The organism is Citrobacter sp. Cf116 (genome assembly GCF_030336505.1).
GTDB lineage: Bacteria > Pseudomonadota > Gammaproteobacteria > Enterobacterales > Enterobacteriaceae > Citrobacter > Citrobacter freundii.
In genome coordinates, this window is record NZ_JAOWEQ010000037.1 from 250,598 (window position 1) to 267,311 (window position 16,714).

Annotated in this window: 13 protein-coding genes; 5 read left to right on the forward strand and 8 right to left on the reverse strand. The window is 49.7% G+C overall.

Features of this window, described 5'->3' with window-relative positions:
• Positions 1–139 precede the first annotated feature (139 nt).
• On the reverse strand, positions 140–655 hold the full coding sequence (gene ogt / locus OGV74_RS10625) for a methylated-DNA--[protein]-cysteine S-methyltransferase (protein ID WP_003020394.1): 516 nt from the start codon (positions 653–655) through the stop codon (positions 140–142).
• Positions 656–880: 225 nt separating this feature from the next.
• Here ogt and smrA point away from each other — a divergent pair, with 225 nt between their 5' ends.
• Entirely contained in the window at positions 881–1,444 is a 564-nt protein-coding gene (gene smrA, locus OGV74_RS10630) for a DNA endonuclease SmrA (protein ID WP_003020390.1), read from the forward strand.
• A gap of 12 nt (positions 1,445–1,456) precedes the next feature.
• Here the strand turns inward: smrA and OGV74_RS10635 are convergent, their stop codons facing one another.
• Both OGV74_RS10635 and OGV74_RS10640 read right to left on the reverse strand, forming a co-directional pair.
• The gene (locus OGV74_RS10635; RefSeq protein ID WP_086504121.1) at positions 1,457–2,689 is read right to left on the reverse strand and encodes a GGDEF domain-containing protein; all 1,233 of its coding nucleotides are present in this window, start codon (positions 2,687–2,689) and stop codon (positions 1,457–1,459) included.
• Between the two features lie 67 nt (positions 2,690–2,756).
• Positions 2,757–4,871 carry a putative bifunctional diguanylate cyclase/phosphodiesterase gene (locus OGV74_RS10640; protein WP_286520784.1) on the reverse strand — a complete coding sequence of 705 codons (2,115 nt, stop codon included), beginning with the start codon at positions 4,869–4,871 and terminating at the stop codon, positions 2,757–2,759.
• 411 nt (positions 4,872–5,282) lie between these two features.
• On the opposite strand from OGV74_RS10640, the gene OGV74_RS10645 reads away from it, so the two are divergent.
• The 4 genes from OGV74_RS10645 to dbpA all read left to right on the forward strand — a co-directional run bounded on the left by OGV74_RS10645 (position 5,283) and on the right by dbpA (position 9,362).
• The gene (locus tag OGV74_RS10645; RefSeq protein WP_016150306.1) at positions 5,283–6,392 is read left to right on the forward strand and encodes a methyl-accepting chemotaxis protein; all 1,110 of its coding nucleotides are present in this window, start codon (positions 5,283–5,285) and stop codon (positions 6,390–6,392) included.
• A gap of 153 nt (positions 6,393–6,545) precedes the next feature.
• The gene (gene zntB, locus OGV74_RS10650; protein WP_086504119.1) at positions 6,546–7,529 is read left to right on the forward strand and encodes a zinc transporter ZntB; all 984 of its coding nucleotides are present in this window, start codon (positions 6,546–6,548) and stop codon (positions 7,527–7,529) included.
• Positions 7,530–7,804: 275 nt separating this feature from the next.
• Complete coding sequence (gene ynaL, locus OGV74_RS10655) at positions 7,805–7,960, forward strand: proline-rich small protein YnaL (RefSeq protein WP_086504118.1); 156 nt, start codon at positions 7,805–7,807, stop codon at positions 7,958–7,960.
• 28 nt (positions 7,961–7,988) lie between these two features.
• On the forward strand, positions 7,989–9,362 hold the full coding sequence (dbpA, locus tag OGV74_RS10660) for an ATP-dependent RNA helicase DbpA (RefSeq protein ID WP_003843930.1): 1,374 nt from the start codon (positions 7,989–7,991) through the stop codon (positions 9,360–9,362).
• 93 nt (positions 9,363–9,455) lie between these two features.
• On the opposite strand, the gene ttcA is transcribed toward dbpA, so the two are convergent.
• The 5 genes from ttcA to nifJ form a co-directional block, all read right to left on the reverse strand.
• On the reverse strand, positions 9,456–10,391 hold the full coding sequence (gene ttcA, locus OGV74_RS10665; protein ID WP_003833209.1) for a tRNA 2-thiocytidine(32) synthetase TtcA: 936 nt from the start codon (positions 10,389–10,391) through the stop codon (positions 9,456–9,458).
• 198 nt (positions 10,392–10,589) lie between these two features.
• Positions 10,590–11,024 (reverse strand): universal stress protein UspF, encoded by a 435-nt coding sequence (uspF, locus tag OGV74_RS10670; RefSeq protein ID WP_003020369.1) that lies wholly within the window; start codon positions 11,022–11,024, stop codon positions 10,590–10,592.
• Between the two features lie 81 nt (positions 11,025–11,105).
• Positions 11,106–11,318 (reverse strand): KTSC domain-containing protein, encoded by a 213-nt coding sequence (locus OGV74_RS10675; RefSeq protein ID WP_003020366.1) that lies wholly within the window; start codon positions 11,316–11,318, stop codon positions 11,106–11,108.
• A gap of 146 nt (positions 11,319–11,464) precedes the next feature.
• Positions 11,465–12,589 (reverse strand): porin OmpC, encoded by a 1,125-nt coding sequence (gene ompC, locus OGV74_RS10680; protein WP_003020364.1) that lies wholly within the window; start codon positions 12,587–12,589, stop codon positions 11,465–11,467.
• A 366-nt stretch (positions 12,590–12,955) separates the two neighbouring features.
• Positions 12,956–16,480: a pyruvate:ferredoxin (flavodoxin) oxidoreductase gene (nifJ, locus tag OGV74_RS10685; RefSeq protein ID WP_061550118.1), complete on the reverse strand. Its 3,525-nt coding sequence runs from the start codon at positions 16,478–16,480 to the stop codon at positions 12,956–12,958.
• Positions 16,481–16,714: the final 234 nt, after the last annotated feature.

A 16,714-nucleotide genomic window follows, 5' to 3' on the forward strand; every position in this document is an offset into this window, starting at 1 on the left:
ACGTAAGCCTGAGCTACTCCCAATAGAGAATAATTCAGGCATAACTGGAGTGAATGTTTGTATCTGCTTGATTAACCACAATTAATTTGTGGTCACATTATGCGGAAGTGTGATGGATAAGGCATTAATTGCCTGGAATCTAGAGTAGCAAATAACCTTCGTGACGCAATAACCACTCTTTTCGTTGTACGCCACCGGCATATCCGGTCATGGTGCCGTTACGTCCAATGACGCGATGACAGGGGACCACAATGCTTACTGGATTGGAGCCATTAGCTGCGCCGACGGCTCTTGCAGCACCGGGGCGTCCCAACTGTTCGGCCAGTTGACCATAATGCATGACCTGCCCGCAGGGGATAGTGCGTAACGCTTGCCAGACTTCACGCTGGAAAGGCGTCCCAGCGGTTGCCGTTTCCAGCGTGTCAATGATGCTGAGGTTTCCGGCAAAATACTCAGCGAGTTTGTCGCTTAATCCACCTGGGTTTTTGGCGGTAATGCGCTGATAACCTTCTGTGCGGTAATGAATATCCAGCAATTGTTCCATGCGATCGCTGTGCTGATCCCATTCCACTGCGCGCAGGCGAAATTGCTCATCACAAATAACCCACAGCGGGCCCAGCGGCGTGTCGATGGTGTCTTCCAGTAAGTTAAGCATCCGTTTCTCTCATTACAGCATTCAGGCGAGGCTACACATTATCACGCCAGTGACCGTCGCAGCTATACCTCTAAAAATGGATATCAACTTGTCGTGAGTAGATCGGTTCAGCGCGACGGATCCGGTTAATTATTGGAAATAACCGTAAACCGTTACCGGTATAGTTGTCGGTATAATAGTGCGCGGTTATGATAATGCCTGTCGCAATACGCTGGAGGATGAAACATGAACCTTGATGATGCATCGTTGTTTCTTGACGCTATGGGGGATGTTCAACCGCTGAAAAGCCATACCGATGTACACTGGCAGCCCATGCGCAATCTTCGCACTCCGGCGCGTATCGATACGCTTCAACTGGATAATTTTCTCTCGACAGGATTTCTCGATATTGTCCCGTTAAGTGTGCCGCTCGAGTTTCGTCGCGAAGGTTTACAGAACGGTGTGACTGACAAACTGCGAAACGGAAAATACCCGCAGCAGGCGAGTCTTAATCTTATTCGCCAACCTGTTGAAACATGTCGTCAGATGCTCTTTAGCTTTATTATGCAGGCGCAGCAAGAAGGGTTGCGTAACGTGCTGGTGATACACGGCAAGGGACGTGACGATAATTCTCATGCCAATATTATTCGCAGCTACGTAGCGCGCTGGTTGACGGAATTTGACGACGTGCAAGCATACTGCGCCGCACTGCCGCATCACGGCGGCAGCGGGGCATGCTATGTGGCATTGCGTAAAACCGCGCAGGCAAAACAGGATAACTGGGAGCGTCACGCTAAACGTAGTCGCTGAACGACGTAAACATCAGGCGGCCAGCACTCTGTTCCTGCCTTCGTTCTTGGCTTTGTACAACGCGTCGTCAACACGTTTGAATAACTCATCAATACTTTCATTTGTTTCGTGCCGTGCTACACCAATGCTGACGGTAAAGCGGGGAAGGCCAGGGAGAGTCACCTTTGCCACTGTCGCACGGATCACTTCTGCGAGATTGAGAGCGACATCCAGCGACGTTCGTGGCAGGAGCAGCACAAATTCTTCACCACCCCAGCGAAAAATAAGATCGTCTTTTCGCGCACAGGATTCCAGGGTACGTGCCAGAGCACACAGCACTTCGTCGCCTTTTAAATGGCCAAACAGATCGTTAATGCTTTTAAAACGATCCGTATCGATCAACAACAGGCTGTAGTCCTGCGTCAATGATATCGCATGCGTCTGTTCCGGTTCGGTTACCTGATAAAAATGTCGGCGGTTAAGTAATCCCGTTAAAACATCTCGCAGGGCCGCACGCTCCAGCTCCTGTTCCAGCCGCTTTTGTTCGGTAATGTCATGAATAATGCACAACATCAGTTTATTACCGTAAATTTCGATCGGTCCGGCGTAGGTTTGCACATGACGGGAAGTCCCATCAGCCAGTTTATGGACAAAATGCAAAGGTTTATGGCCGCCGGGCAGATGGGCGATTTCATGCATCACCGGAAGTATATGGCGGCCCAGCATATTGATTTCCCATGTATGTTTCTGACACATCACATCATGAGTGTATCCATAAAAATTGAGCGCACTGAGGTTTGCATCCACGATCAACCCATCGCGTGACGGATCAATAAGTAACATTGGCGCGGAATTAGTCTGGAAGAAGCGTGCATAAAATCCCTGCTTTTTCCGCTGATAGGTTGCTGAACGGCTCGCTTTCAGACCCTGTGCAGTAGGCGTCTCAATGCCTTCGAAAAGGATGACTTCACCCATGCCTGGTAGGGGTTTAATGGAAAGGCGACTTGCCATCGCAATCTCTTCACCTTCGCGGTAAACCGTGAGAATTTCCACTACATGGTGATGATTTCTCAAGTCGCTGAGATACATAGTTAAATCATTTTGAGCATGCGTTGAAAATGTTCCCTTGCGGAGCGGGGAAAAACAGAGACCCTGCATTAGCTCCCGTGCAACGTTATTAGCGAACACCAGCTCTTCGGTATGTGGCAAAACAATCCACACCGGAATGGTTAATAAATCCAGTGAATGCAGCTCGGTTGTGCTCATCGATAATCCCGTTATTTTTATCTGCTGTGTTGCCTGTTAAATGGCGAATATTTTTAGATATTACGTCTCACAATGTTATTGATTGTCGGTGAGACAAGGGGGGTACAACTGGCTTTTGCTTGATGCTGTTTTCTTGTTGTATCAGTTCATGAATCTTATGTGCTGGCAGCGGTTTTGCAAACAAGAAACCTTGCAGCATGCTACACCCCATCTGAGTAAGGAGTATTTCCTGTTCCTGGGTTTCTATTCCTTCTGCCACCACACGCATATTCATGGAGTGAGCTATGTCAATAATGGTAGACACAATTTTTGTGTTTTTGCTGTTCTCGCTGATATCTTTGACAAATATCCTGTCAATTTTTAATTCGCGCGCCGGAAGAGACTTCAGCATCAATATATTTGAATAACCTGTACCGAAATCATCAATAGATACGGTGATCCCCAAAGCAGAAAAAGCATTCAGGACTTCCACACTGCGTTTCAAATTTTTAAGGGCGGTGCTTTCAGTGAGTTCCAGCGTGAGGCAGGCAGGTGACAGTTGATACTGCGCCAGGGCATTACAAACAACATCAATAATATCATGCTGTTCAAACTGGGCGGGTGAGAGGTTAACGGCGAGCGTCCATTCTGTATTTCCCTGTAATTTCCATTGATGCAACTGCAGGCATGCCTGCTGGATAACCCATTTCCCAACGGGAATAATCAGGCCCGTATCTTCCAACGCAGAAAGAAATTCGGCTGGCAGCAGCATGCCGCGTTCCGGATGATGCCAGCGTAATAACGCTTCAAAACCGGTCAGGGAATGATCTCCAGCGGTATATTTAGGCTGATACCATAGCTCAAACTGGTTGCGTTCAAGCGCTTGCGACAATTCTTGTAAAAATGTCGGCGGTGTATCCGCGATAGCTTCCATTTCCGGATGATAAATAGCCCAGCCGTTTCTGCCCGCCTGTTTGACATGATACATCGCCATATCGGCCTTCACTTTTAGCTCATGTAACGTTGAGCCATGCTCAGGGTAAATACTGCTCCCCGCACTTAACGAAACCCGAATGGTATGTCCGAACAAGGTAAAGGGTTCACCGATCACATCGGCAATCCGCGTCAGCAGGGCGGAGATATCCTGCTGGTTGCAGTCTGGAACCAGTAGGATAAATTCATCGCCCCCCAGTCTTGCCAGCGTCATTGAGTCATCAAGGCAAGTGAAGATTCGCTGTGTACTGGCTATCAGTAGCTGATCGCCAATGTGATGTCCCCAGGTATCGTTAACGACTTTAAAACGATCGAGGTCGATAAATACCAACGCGAAATGCTGCTGATGCAGTTTAGAATGCCGCAGGCAGGCCAGTAAGCAGGTGTCTATTTGCGTACGATTAGCGAGACCGGTCAGCGCGTCGAAGTGAACCTGATGCTTAAGCTGGCAGTTCAACTGATGCAGATTGTCAGCCAGTCGGGAGGTACGGAGTTGCGAATCCACCATCGAAACCACCAGCATGATCCCCAAAATAACAAGCGTGACGGCGCAGACCCAGATAGAAAGTTCCAGCGTGCTGAGACCATCGTGCGCAGTGTGTCCAAAATGGGTGAACGTAGCTGCTCCCATACCGGTGTAATGCATAGAGGCTATTGCCAGCGCCATAATAAAGGCAGCAATAAGCCGATTTATTAGCGCTCGACGGCTATTTTGGCGTAAGTGAAAGGCCAGCCACAAACCCACGCCAGACGCAGCGACGGCAATAATCACGGAGAGCAGGATCAGCGAGCGATCCCAGGTAATAGCCACATGTTCGATAACGGCATACATACCAACGTAGTGCATTGTAACAACACCGGCACTTAATATGCTGGTAGCAATGAGCAGGCGTTTTGTTGATAGCGTATTACCAGAAATGGCGATATTGATGGCGACTGTCGCAGAAATGAGCGCAATAAAGAACGAAAACGCGGTGAGGGATAAATGGTAATTTATTGGCATACTCATTTTCATGGCCAGCATACCGATAAAATGCATCGACCAGATCCCCATACCCAGCGTAGCGCCGCCAGAGAGTCGCCAGAAGGTAGATTCACGTCTGCTGGAAATTGCCACTTTGCCCGCGCTGTCGAGAGCAATAAAGGAGGCAATAAACGCGACAATAAAGGAAATCCCAATCAATACAGGGTCCCACGACACGTGCAACATCTTACTACCTATCAAAAAAAAGACGTGATGATAAATTTAGCAGGTTTTGTCCAGTTAACCTGATAAAACCTGGGATGTTCTTGTGTTTTTACAATGACTATTAGGGGGAAGGGGCAAACATCGAAAATGATAGACCTTTACTTATACAAATATTCATCAAATTTATAATTCTGTGCATTTTATGTACACGACGTGCTTGCCATCACAATAATCTAACGACAAGCGCCAGCATCATCCTTTGCAGGATAAAGCACCTGGTTAATGTAAATTAATAGTGTGATTGCCTGTCTTAAGTGAAAGGATTGCAGACTCTCATTGAAAGTTCGTCTTTCGTCTCCGCGTTATGGAAATCTGCATTGCAGATGCTATAAAAAATAATATCCACGTTATTTCTTAGCGCACAGGACTAAAATGTTAAATGATATTAGCGTCAGAACCTTTATTATTTTATTTCTGCTCATTACGGCGGTCGCTCTCAATGTTTTTGAAATAATATTTTCCGCTCCCCCGGTAATTATCATTGGAACTAATTTGGTCAGTTTTACTTCTATATTATGTTTGTGGTGGTACATGACGAAATATTTAGTCGTGCCAATTAATACGGTTAAAAGAAGCATTGAGGAGGTAACCTCCGGGAATCTGGCGATTAGTATTCCAGAGTTTGGCAATAACTGTGCGGGAAGATTAATACCGGGCATTAATAGTTTATCAAGTAATATTTCAACACTCGTTAATGAGATCAGAACATCTTCACAAACGGCGATGGCGCTCTCTGAACAGCTCGCGGAACGCAGCGCTGAGTTATCAGTAAAAACAGAGCAGCAATCCGGAGCATTAATGCAAACGGCTGCCAACATGGATGAAATAGCGGTCAGCACGCGTAACAATGCAGAGAATACGCAAATGGCGAGTGCTAAGGCCAATATTGCAACACTATCTGCCCGGCAGGGCGGTGATTTAATGGTGCAGGTCGCAACCAATATGCAGTCGATCACCGAGTGCGCCCAGCAGATGACAGAAATTATTACCCTGATAGATGGTATAGCATTCCAGACAAATATTCTGGCATTGAATGCCGCCGTAGAAGCGGCGAGAGCGGGAGAACATGGCAAAGGTTTTTCCGTGGTGGCCGGAGAGGTACGAATGCTCGCGCACCGTAGCGCAGATGCCGCTAAGAATATTAAACATCTGATTGCCCAAACTCATGAAAACGTTCAGCAAGGCGCGGCTATTGTGCGTGAAGCTGAAAAAAATATGCAGGATATTGTTGGTGGCGCCGGGCAATTAAACCAACTGATGGGCGAGATATTAACCACTACGCAGGAGCAGGAGAAAGGGATCATCAGTATTACTCATGCGCTCGCGGAACTGGAAAACGTTACCCAGAGTAACGCCATTATGGTGGATGAGCTGTCTGACTCTTCGGATATTCTGAAAAATCAAGTGACTGACCTCCAGTCGCGAACGCACAAGTTTCGTTTAAGTCACGCTTTTGAATCTGAGAGACGCCAGCGGGCTTAACAGGGTGCCTCGTAACAAGCGCCACATTTGTCGGCGCTTTTTTGTTATCAGATACTTTTATGAGTCATTTCAGCACAATGGGACAATGAGATATTGCTTAACATATTCTGACGGCTAGACTAACGAAAAAAGCTGAATGTTTGTGGAGGCGCTGTGGAAGCCATTAAGGGAACGGATGTTAATGTGCCGGATGCCGTGTTTGCCTGGCTGTTGGATGGGCGTGGTGGGGTGAAACCACTGGAAGATAACGATGTTATCGACACTCAGCATCCCTGCTGGCTGCATCTTAATTATACTCATCCTGAAAGTGCGCAATGGCTGGCGACAACGCCCTTACTTCCCAATAACGTGCGTGATGCGCTGGCGGGTGAAAGCACGCGCCCGCGTGTCAGCAGGGTAGGAGAAGGTACGTTAATTACGCTGCGCTGTATCAACGGCAGCACCGACGAGCGGCCTGACCAACTGGTAGCGATGCGTTTATATATGGATGAACGTCTGATTGTCTCAACGCGTCAGCGCAAAGTGCTGGCACTGGATGACGTGGTCAGCGACCTCCAGGAAGGTACAGGGCCGGTTGATTGTGGCGGTTGGCTGGTGGATGTTTGTGATGCGCTGACCGATCATGCCAGCGAATTTATCGAACAGTTGCACGACAAAATTATCGATCTGGAAGATAACCTGCTCGATCAGCAGATCCCGCCGCGTGGCTTCCTGGCATTACTGCGTAAGCAGTTAATTGTGATGCGCCGTTATATGGCGCCACAGCGTGATGTCTATGCCCGCCTGGCGAGCGAACGGTTGTCCTGGATGACTGACGACCATCGGCGACGGATGCAGGATATCGCTGACAGGTTGGGGAGAGGACTGGATGAAATCGATGCCTGTATTGCCAGGACCGGTATCATGGCGGATGAAATTGCGCAGGTGATGCAGGAGTCTCTGGCTCGCCGAACGTATACAATGTCATTGATGGCAATGGTTTTTCTTCCCAGCACATTCTTAACCGGGCTTTTCGGCGTTAACCTCGGCGGTATCCCTGGCGGTGGTTGGCAGTTCGGTTTCTCACTTTTTTGTATTCTGTTAGTGGTCCTGATTGGTGGTGTTACTTTATGGTTGCATCGTAGTAAATGGTTGTAACAACAACGTTTTTTAGTGACTTTTGCGCATGAAAACGTCCTGAATTTTGAGCGAGGTCAATAAACCATCTACCTATTCGGGGCAATATCTCTCTCGCAGGTGAATGCAACGTCAAGCGATGGGCGTTGCGCTCCATATTGTCTTACTTCCTTTTTTGAATTACTGCATAGCACAATTGATTCGTACGACGCCGACTTAGATTAGTCGGCTTTTTTTTGCCTGCAGGAAATCAGCGTCTACCCTAAAAGAGTCAACCTGAATGACTGGAGGAGTATATGACCTGTCTGATTGCAACTGCGCACACGGATTCGCTCCCGACTGACCCGGTTCCCATTCCTCGCCCGCAGCCAATGCCGGATCCGCCGCCGGATGAAGAACCTATTAAATTGTCGCATCGTGGGCGTAGATCTGCGAGGATACGCGCCTGCTGAATGTGAGTTTTTACCGCGAGATTAAATTGTGACCGCTTTTTCAACCCTGAATGTTTTACCTGCTGCTCAACTCGAGAACCTTAACGAGCTGGGTTATCTTGAAATGACGCCTGTTCAGGCTGCTGCATTACCGGCAATCCTGGCGGGTAAAGATGTTCGCGTGCAGGCTAAAACCGGCAGTGGCAAAACGGCTGCTTTTGGTCTTGGGCTATTACAGCATATTGATGCCGCGCTGTTTCAGACGCAGTCTCTGGTGCTGTGCCCAACCCGAGAGCTTGCCGACCAGGTGGCGGGTGAACTGCGTCGTTTAGCGCGCTTTCTGCCAAACACCAAGATCTTAACGCTGTGCGGTGGGCAGCCCTTTGGCGCACAGCGTGACTCTCTGCAGCATGCGCCTCATATTATTGTCGCCACGCCGGGGCGTTTACTCGACCACCTGCAAAAAGGCACCGTTTCTCTGGAAGCCCTGAATACGCTGGTTATGGATGAAGCCGACCGCATGCTGGATATGGGCTTTAGCGATGCAATTGATGATGTCATTCGCTTTGCACCAGCTTCTCGCCAGACCTTGCTGTTTTCTGCGACCTGGCCGGAAGCCATTGCCGCTATCAGTGGCCGGGTGCAACAAAATCCATTAACCATTGAAATTGATACGGTCGATGCGTTACCGGCGATTGAACAGCAGTTTTTCGAAACCTCCAGCCACGGAAAAATTCCGCTGCTGCAAAAATTGCTCAGCCAGCATCAGCCTGCTTCATGCGTCGTTTTTTGCAACACCAAAAAAGACTGTCAGGCCGTGTGTGACGCATTGAATGCGGCGGGGCAAAGCGCACTTTCACTGCATGGCGATCTTGAACAGCGCGATCGCGACCAGACGCTGGTGCGTTTTGCCAACGGCAGCGCACGCGTTCTGGTTGCCACCGATGTGGCCGCACGTGGCCTGGATATTAAATCACTCGAACTGGTAGTTAACTTCGAACTGGCGTGGGATCCGGAGGTTCATGTCCATCGTATCGGACGTACCGCGCGAGCCGGTAACAGCGGTCTGGCGATTAGTTTCTGTGCGCCGGAAGAAGCACAGCGTGCCAATATTCTTTCTGAAATGCTGCAATTGAAGCTGAACTGGCTGCCAGCGCCAGCTAACGTGTCAATCCTGCCGCTGGAAGCAGAGATGGCGACATTATGCATTGATGGTGGCAAAAAGGCTAAAATGCGTCCTGGTGATGTTCTGGGGGCTCTGACCGGTGATATTGGCCTGGATGGCGCCGATATCGGCAAAATTGCCGTTCATCCAGCACACGTCTATGTCGCCGTTCGCCAGAACATAGCGCACAAGGCGTGGAAACAATTGCAAAACGGTAAGATTAAAGGCAAGACTTGCCGAGTTCGTTTATTGAAATAAATACCCATTGGAGTGCCTGATGGCGCTCCGCTTATCAGGCCTACAACGGGTATATGCTCGTTGTAGGCCTGATAGGGCGTTTACATAATCGACTTACTTCACTTCCACCACGTTCAGGCGTAACTCATCCAGTTGAGCATCATCTTCTTCTGGCTGCCAGCCCGCAGGCTGTAGCGGGATCTCTTCACGATCGAACGCTAAATCACCGCCGTCCACAACCTCTGAACCGTGCTTAATGCCTTTAAAATCGAACAGATTGATATCGCTCAGATGTGAAGGCACAACGTTCTGCATCGCACTGAACATGGTTTCAATCCGACCTGGATAGCGTTTGTCCCAGTCACGCAGCATGTCAGCAATGACCTGACGCTGCAGGTTAGGCTGTGAGCCGCACAGATTGCACGGAATAATCGGGAAACCTTTCGCTTCGGAGAAGCGCTCGATATCTTTCTCACGGCAGTAAGCCAGCGGGCGGATCACGATGTGCTTACCGTCATCACTCATCAGCTTCGGCGGCATACCTTTCATTTTTCCGCCGTAGAACATGTTTAAAAACAGCGTTTGCAGGATGTCGTCGCGATGGTGGCCGAGCGCAATCTTGGTGGCACCTAACTCGGTTGCCGTACGGTACAGAATACCGCGACGCAAGCGAGAGCAGAGCGAGCAGGTCGTTTTGCCTTCAGGGATTTTGTCTTTGACGATCCCGTAAGTGTTTTCTTCGACAATCTTGTACTCAACGCCCAGCTGTTCCAGATACTCCGGCAGAATGTGTTCTGGGAAGCCGGGTTGTTTTTGATCGAGGTTAACCGCAACCAAGGAAAAACTGATCGGGGCGCTTTGCTGCAAATTACGCAGGATCTCCAGCATGGTATAGCTGTCTTTCCCGCCGGAAAGACACACCATAATGCGATCGCCGTCTTCGATCATATTGAAGTCGGCAATGGCTTCGCCCACGTTACGACGCAGACGTTTTTGCAATTTGTTCAGGTTGTATTGTTCTTTCTTGCTAATATCTTGATTTTGCGACATTTAATAGAGGCTCAATTCATAGTGTGGCATCAGAAGAGTATGCATCACGCCGGATAGTCCGGCAAAAGAAGTCTGATATAAAAACTGTGGCGTGTATGGTACGGATAAGCGGGAAAAATGTCAGCACATTTAGGACAGGAATCGTGGGGTATAAGTGGTAGAAACAAAAAGCCCGCAGCGATGTGCGGGCCTGAAAGCTTAGCGGACTACCAGTACCGAACACTCCGCATGACGCACTACTGCTGCGGCGTTAGAGCCCAGCAGGTAGGTGGTGATGTCAGGTCGGTGTGAGGCAATAATGACCATATCAGCCGGTAATTTTTTGGCGATCTCCAGAATCTTATCTTTCGGCGCACCTTCTGCGACATGAATGTGCACTCTGTCCGTTGGGATATTGAACTTCTTGATAATCTCTTCCAGTTGAGATTTTGCTTCGGCTTTCAGATCGTCCATGGCCGGTAACTCTGCCGAGTAGGCCAGTCCCAGAGAAGCGTAATAGGGCAGTGACGGAATTACGGTCAGAAAATGGACCTGCGCATCGTCAATTTTGGCCTCTGCTTCAACATGGGCAATAACGCGTTGAGTTAATTCTGAGTCTGAAATATCGATGGGTACAAGAATCGTTCTGTTCATAAAACCTCCTGTTTAAGTATCCACCTAAAGCTTACCGCGTAATGGCACTTTATGTACAATGACAAAGATCACATTTTGGCATCACTTTATTTTGATTTCAGGAAACTTGCCTTTTATTACGCCGTCGTAAAATCGACCTTTCGAGACCACGCTCAGGAAATCACGAAAAATACGGGCAGGGACAGGCTGATATTGCAGGGTAGCCAATTGGTGAAAGCGAATTTCCAGCGTGTGAGAGGATTCGTCATAGCCGACGGATGCAATACGGGATGATTTTACAGGATGATGATTCATTGCAGGTATCCTCTACTACAGGTCTTAATGCAAGATATCATCTATCAAAGGCGTGTTTTAATACAATAGATATAATATTTCGATCTGGATAAAACAGATTGGTTATCAAAGAAAGAATAGCCCGCTGTTGCCAGCGGGCTGACGGATTAGAACTGGTAAACCAGACCTAATGCAACTACGTCATCAGTAGAGATGTTGTTACGAGTGTAGAAGCTGTCGTCTTCGTCCAGCAGGTTGATTTTGTAATCAACATAGGTGGACATGTTTTTGTTGAAGTAGTAGGTAGCGCCGATATCAGCATATTTAACCAGGTCTTTGTCACCGTCGGTAGCGTTCAGATCTTTACCTTTAGACATCAGGAAAGACACAGCCGGACGCAGACCGAAATCGAACTGGTACTGTGCAGTGACTTCGAAGTTCTGAGTTTTGTTCGCCACGCCGCTGTCGCCGTACGGAGTCATGTTACGGGTTTCGGAGTACATGGTTGCCAGGTAGATGTTGTTTGCATCGTATTTCAGGCCGGTAGTCCATGCGTCAGCTGTATCACCGCCGGCAACGTTGCCGCCAGCTTTACCAGCGTTAACCTGATCGTTAGTACGGTCAGAAGTCGAGTAAGCCGCACCGAAGCTTACACCCATACCCAGATCGTAGGTAGAGGAGATACCGAAACCGTCGCCGTTAGAGTTCTGCACGTTACGATCGCTGCCGTTACCGGTACCTTCCTGCTCATCACCCGCTTGCTCGTTCGCGCCCTGATACTGCAGTGCAAAGTTCAGACCGTTCACCAGACCGAAGAAGTCAGTGTTACGGTAGGTCGCTACGCCGTTAGCACGGCCGGTCATAAAGTTATCAGCATAGGTGTAGGAGTCACCGCCGAACTCAGGCAGCATATCTGTCCAGCCTTCTACGTCGTACAGTACGCCGTAGTTACGGCCGTAGTCGAATGAGCCGTAGTCGCCGAATTTCAGACCGGCAAAGGCCAGACGAGTGAAATTATTGTTGCGGTTGCCTTCAGTGGTGTTGGCATTGACCTGATATTCCCACTGACCGTAACCGGTGAGCATATCGTTGATCTGAGTTTCGCCTTTGAAGCCGCCACGAACATAAGTCTGATCGCCATCTTTGTTGGCATCATCAGAGAAATAACGCAGGCCGTCTACTTTACCGTAGAGATCTAATTTGTTGCCGTCTTTATTATAAACTTCAGCAGCGTGAGCAGCGCCTGCAGCCAGCAGGGCAGGAATTACGAGAGCCAGTACTTTTCTGTTCATTGAAATAATCCTTTAGTTTTTTTATTAACCTGTGACTACCCATGTAGGGAGTAAAAGCATGCTAAAGGAGAAGTTCCGTAAAGAGATAAATATGAATTGTTACGCCTTAAGTAAAACCTTAAATAAATAATTCTACGGAAATGATGATAATTGCGATGAATGTGTTGCGTGAAAATATATAAAATAAAAATTATACAATTGAATTTTGTTGGGCTATTCTGCGCGTGTTATATGCCTTTATTGTCACGTTTTATTTTTCGTTGGTATATTGATGGTAATTATTAATTAGCCAGCGAATAAATTGACAAGCCCGAACAACTGTTCGGGCTTTTTTTTTGGTTCCAGGCAAATACTGAGATAAATGTATTACTCGGCACCGCTCTTTTCTGCTTTACCTGCCAGTTGGGCCAGGAAGTCGTAGCGTTTTTGCAGATCGGCGGCGGCGTCTTTCCACAGCTGCTCAGCAACTTCTGGCTGTTGGGCATTCAGGCGGCGGAAGCGCTGCTCGTTAAGCAATGTTTCGGCCAGCGCGTCTGACGGTGGGCGAGAGTCCAGCGCCAGCGGCAATTTACCTTCATCTGCACGACGCGGATCAAAGCGGTACAGCGGCCAGAATCCGGTCGCCGTCAGCTGGCGCATCTGATCGTGGCTTAGCGCGAGATCGTAACCGTGCTCCTCACATGGGCTATAGGCGATAATCAGCGACGGACCCGGATAGGCTTCTGCTTCCTGAATCGCTTTCACCGTCTGGTTCAACTGTGCGCCCAGAGAGATCTGCGCGACATAAACATGCCCGTACATCATCATACTGACGCCAAGATCTTTACGCGCCTTGCGCTTGCCGTGTTCGCCAAATTTGGTGACAGCCCCGAGCGGCGTGGCTTTCGACGCTTGTCCACCCGTGTTGGAGTAACATTGAGTATCCAGCACCAGAATATTGACGTTCTCGGTCAGACTCAGGACGTGATCCAGGCCGCCAAAGCCAATATCGTAAGCCCAGCCATCGCCGCCAATCAGCCAGATGGATTTCTCGACCAGCGCGTCGGCATCGGTTAACAGCTGCTGTGCGCCTTCGACATCTTTCAGGTGCTGGCGCAACGCGGCAACTTGTTCACGGCGTACTTCTGGCGTCGCTTCAGCGTGCAGGGCGTCATTCAGTTCAGCCGGAATGTTATCGGCAAACTGTTCCAATAAACGCATAACGCGCACACGGTGCTGATCTACCGTCAGACGGAAGCCCAGACCGAACTCGGCGTTATCCTCAAACAGTGAGTTTGCCCACGCTGGCCCACGACCGTTGGCGTCGGTGGTATACGGTGTTGAGGGCAGGTTACCGCCATAAATCGATGAACAGCCAGTCGCATTGGCGATCAGCATGCGGTCGCCGTACAGCTGCGTAAGCAGTTTGATATACGGCGTTTCACCACAGCCCGAGCAGGCGCCGGAATATTCAAACAGCGGCGTTATCAACTGCGAGGTACGAATATCAATGCGTTCCAGTTTAGTGCGGTCTATTTCCGGCAGATTGAGGAAGAAGTCATAGTTAACTTTTTCTTCTTCAACATGCTCAAGGCGCGACATCATATTGATGGCCTTGATCTCCGGGTTCTGCCTGTCTTTCGCCGGACACACTTCGACGCACAGATTACAACCGGTGCAATCCTCAGGCGCAACCTGCAGGACATATTTCTGACCGCGCATATCGCGTGATTTCACATCCAGAGAATGCAGGCTGGCAGGGGCGTTTTCCATCGCTTCTGGTGAAACCACTTTGGCGCGGATTGCCGAGTGCGGGCAAGCGGCAACGCAGTGGTTACACTGGGTACACAGCTCTTCCTTCCAGATGGGGATCTCTTCGGCGATATTGCGTTTTTCCCAACGCGTGGTGCCCATTGGCCAGGTGCCGTCTGGCGGCAGCGCGGATACGGGAAGAGCATCACCCAGACCGGCGAGCATTGCCGCGGTAACGGTTTTCACGAAATCCGGCGCGGCATCAGAAACCACCGGTGGGCGGTTAGCGCTGTGCGGGTCAACTGGCTGGAGTGCCACTTCGGCGACGGATTCACGCGCCAGAGCCAACGCCTGCCAGTTACGTTCAACCAGATCCTGACCTTTACTGCTATAGCTTTTCGCAATCGCACCCTGCAATTCAACCAACGCGCTGTCGCCGGGTAAGATTTGCGTCAAATGGAAGAATGCCATTTGCATAACGGTGTTAATACGCGCTGCCAGACCGCATTCGCGAGCGATTTTGGCCGCATTAATCACGTAGAAACGGGCCTTCTTCTGATTCAGTACTGCCTGAACTTCCTGCGGCAAACGCGCCCAGACTTCATCCACGTTGTAAGGCGTATTAAGCAGGAAGATCCCGCCTGGTTTCAGGCGCTCGGCCATCTGATACTTATCGATAAATTGCAGTTGGTGACAGCCAACAAAATCGGCTTGTGAAACCAGATACGCTGATCGAATAGGCTGCTCGCTGACGCGCAGATGAGAAACCGTCAGACCGCCTGCTTTTTTCGAGTCATACACGAAATAACCCTGCGCATACCACGGCGTCGAGTTACCGATAATCTTGATATTATTTTTGGTGGCCGACACGCTGCCGTCACTGCCCAGACCGTAGAACAGCGCTTCGAGCTTCGCGGTACCGGGCAGGGTGTTTTCCGGTAGCGGTAGTGACAGGTTGGTGACATCATCATAGATACCAACCGTAAAGCGAGGTTTCGGCTTCGCGCTACTCAGCTCAGTAAAGACCGCCATGACGCAGTCCGGGCCAAACTCTTTGGAAGAAAGGCCATAACGCCCGCCAATTACGCGTGGTAGGGTTTCCCGCTCTCCGCAGTTAAAGGCTTCCGCCAGCGCGGTCATTACATCCAGATACAGCGGTTCTGCCTGGGCACCCGGCTCTTTAGTGCGATCCAGAACGGCGATGCTGCGTACGGTTTCCGGCAGGGCGCGCAGTAAATGTTTGGCAGAGAATGGGCGGAACAGCCGAACTTTCAGGACGCCAACTTTCTCTCCACGAGCAAGCAACTCTTCGACGACTTCTTCGCAGGTACCAATTGCAGAACCCATCAAGATAATGACACGTTCCGCCTGTGGATGACCGTAATACTCAAAGGGTTGATACTGGCGGCCCGTCGCCGCGGCGAAGTCGTTCATCGCCTGTTCGACGTTTTCGTAAACCGCGTTGTACCAGGGGTTTGTCGCTTCACGCGACTGGAAGTAGGTATCCGGGTTCGCAGATGTCCCGCGAATAACGGGATGTTCAGGGTTCAGCGCGCGGGCACGATGCGCATCAATTTCAGCTTGCGGCATCAGGCTGAGGATCGTGTCATCGGCCAGCGGCACAATTTTATTGATTTCATGCGATGTGCGGAAACCATCAAAGAAATGAATAAACGGAACCCGACTTTTCAGAGTGGCCATTTGTGAAATGAGCGCAAAGTCCTGTGCTTCCTGCACGCTGCTGGCACACAGCATCGCGCACCCTGTCTGGCGCACTGCCATTACGTCGGAATGGTCACCGAAGATAGACAGCGCATGAGTAGCAATGGTACGCGCGGCAACGTGCAGCACAAATGGCGTCAACTGACCGGCCAGTTTGTACAGCGTTGGGATCATCAGCAACAGACCCTGCGATGAGGTAAACGACGTAGAGAGCGCACCGGTCTGCAATGCACCGTGAACGGTCGCGATTGCGCCGCCTTCTGACTGCATTTCTACGACGCGAGGGGTATCTCCCCAGACGTTTTTAAGCCCGTTTCCAGCCCAGGCATCTGCCTGTTCAGCCATCGTCGAACTGGGCGTAATCGGGTAGATGGCGATAACTTCGCTGGTACGAAATGCGACTGAAGCAACCGCACCATTACCGTCAATTGTGATCATACTGACACCCTTACATTGCGCAAAAAGAGGGACCCGCGTAACCGCGGCGGATCCTGTAGTTATCTTTCTATTTTAGCAAAAGCGCTAAAGACAGATTTTCGCTTTTGTGTCCTGGGAATAATCAGAATGAATGGTTTGATCAAAGGAGTAGCCAAAAAATTGCCAGAAAATGTAAACAGCACGCATAAATGCGCATTTTGCCTCTCGACGGCAATGTTTCCGCTGCCTATTATT

Excerpts from the sequence above, each read along its gene's own strand:
- ogt (WP_003020394.1), bottom strand. The coding sequence starts at position 655 with ATGCTTAACTTACTGGAAGACACCATCGACACGCCGCTGGGCCCGCTG.
- smrA (WP_003020390.1), top strand. The coding sequence starts at position 881 with ATGAACCTTGATGATGCATCGTTGTTTCTTGACGCTATGGGGGATGTT.
- OGV74_RS10635 (WP_086504121.1), bottom strand. The coding sequence starts at position 2,689 with ATGAGCACAACCGAGCTGCATTCACTGGATTTATTAACCATTCCGGTG.
- OGV74_RS10640 (WP_286520784.1), bottom strand. The coding sequence starts at position 4,871 with ATGTTGCACGTGTCGTGGGACCCTGTATTGATTGGGATTTCCTTTATT.
- OGV74_RS10645 (WP_016150306.1), top strand. The coding sequence starts at position 5,283 with ATGTTAAATGATATTAGCGTCAGAACCTTTATTATTTTATTTCTGCTC.
- ynaL (WP_086504118.1), top strand. The coding sequence starts at position 7,805 with ATGACCTGTCTGATTGCAACTGCGCACACGGATTCGCTCCCGACTGAC.
- ttcA (WP_003833209.1), bottom strand. The coding sequence starts at position 10,391 with ATGTCGCAAAATCAAGATATTAGCAAGAAAGAACAATACAACCTGAAC.
- uspF (WP_003020369.1), bottom strand. The coding sequence starts at position 11,024 with ATGAACAGAACGATTCTTGTACCCATCGATATTTCAGACTCAGAATTA.
- OGV74_RS10675 (WP_003020366.1), bottom strand. The coding sequence starts at position 11,318 with ATGAATCATCATCCTGTAAAATCATCCCGTATTGCATCCGTCGGCTAT.
- ompC (WP_003020364.1), bottom strand. The coding sequence starts at position 12,589 with ATGAACAGAAAAGTACTGGCTCTCGTAATTCCTGCCCTGCTGGCTGCA.
- nifJ (WP_061550118.1), bottom strand. The coding sequence starts at position 16,480 with ATGATCACAATTGACGGTAATGGTGCGGTTGCTTCAGTCGCATTTCGT.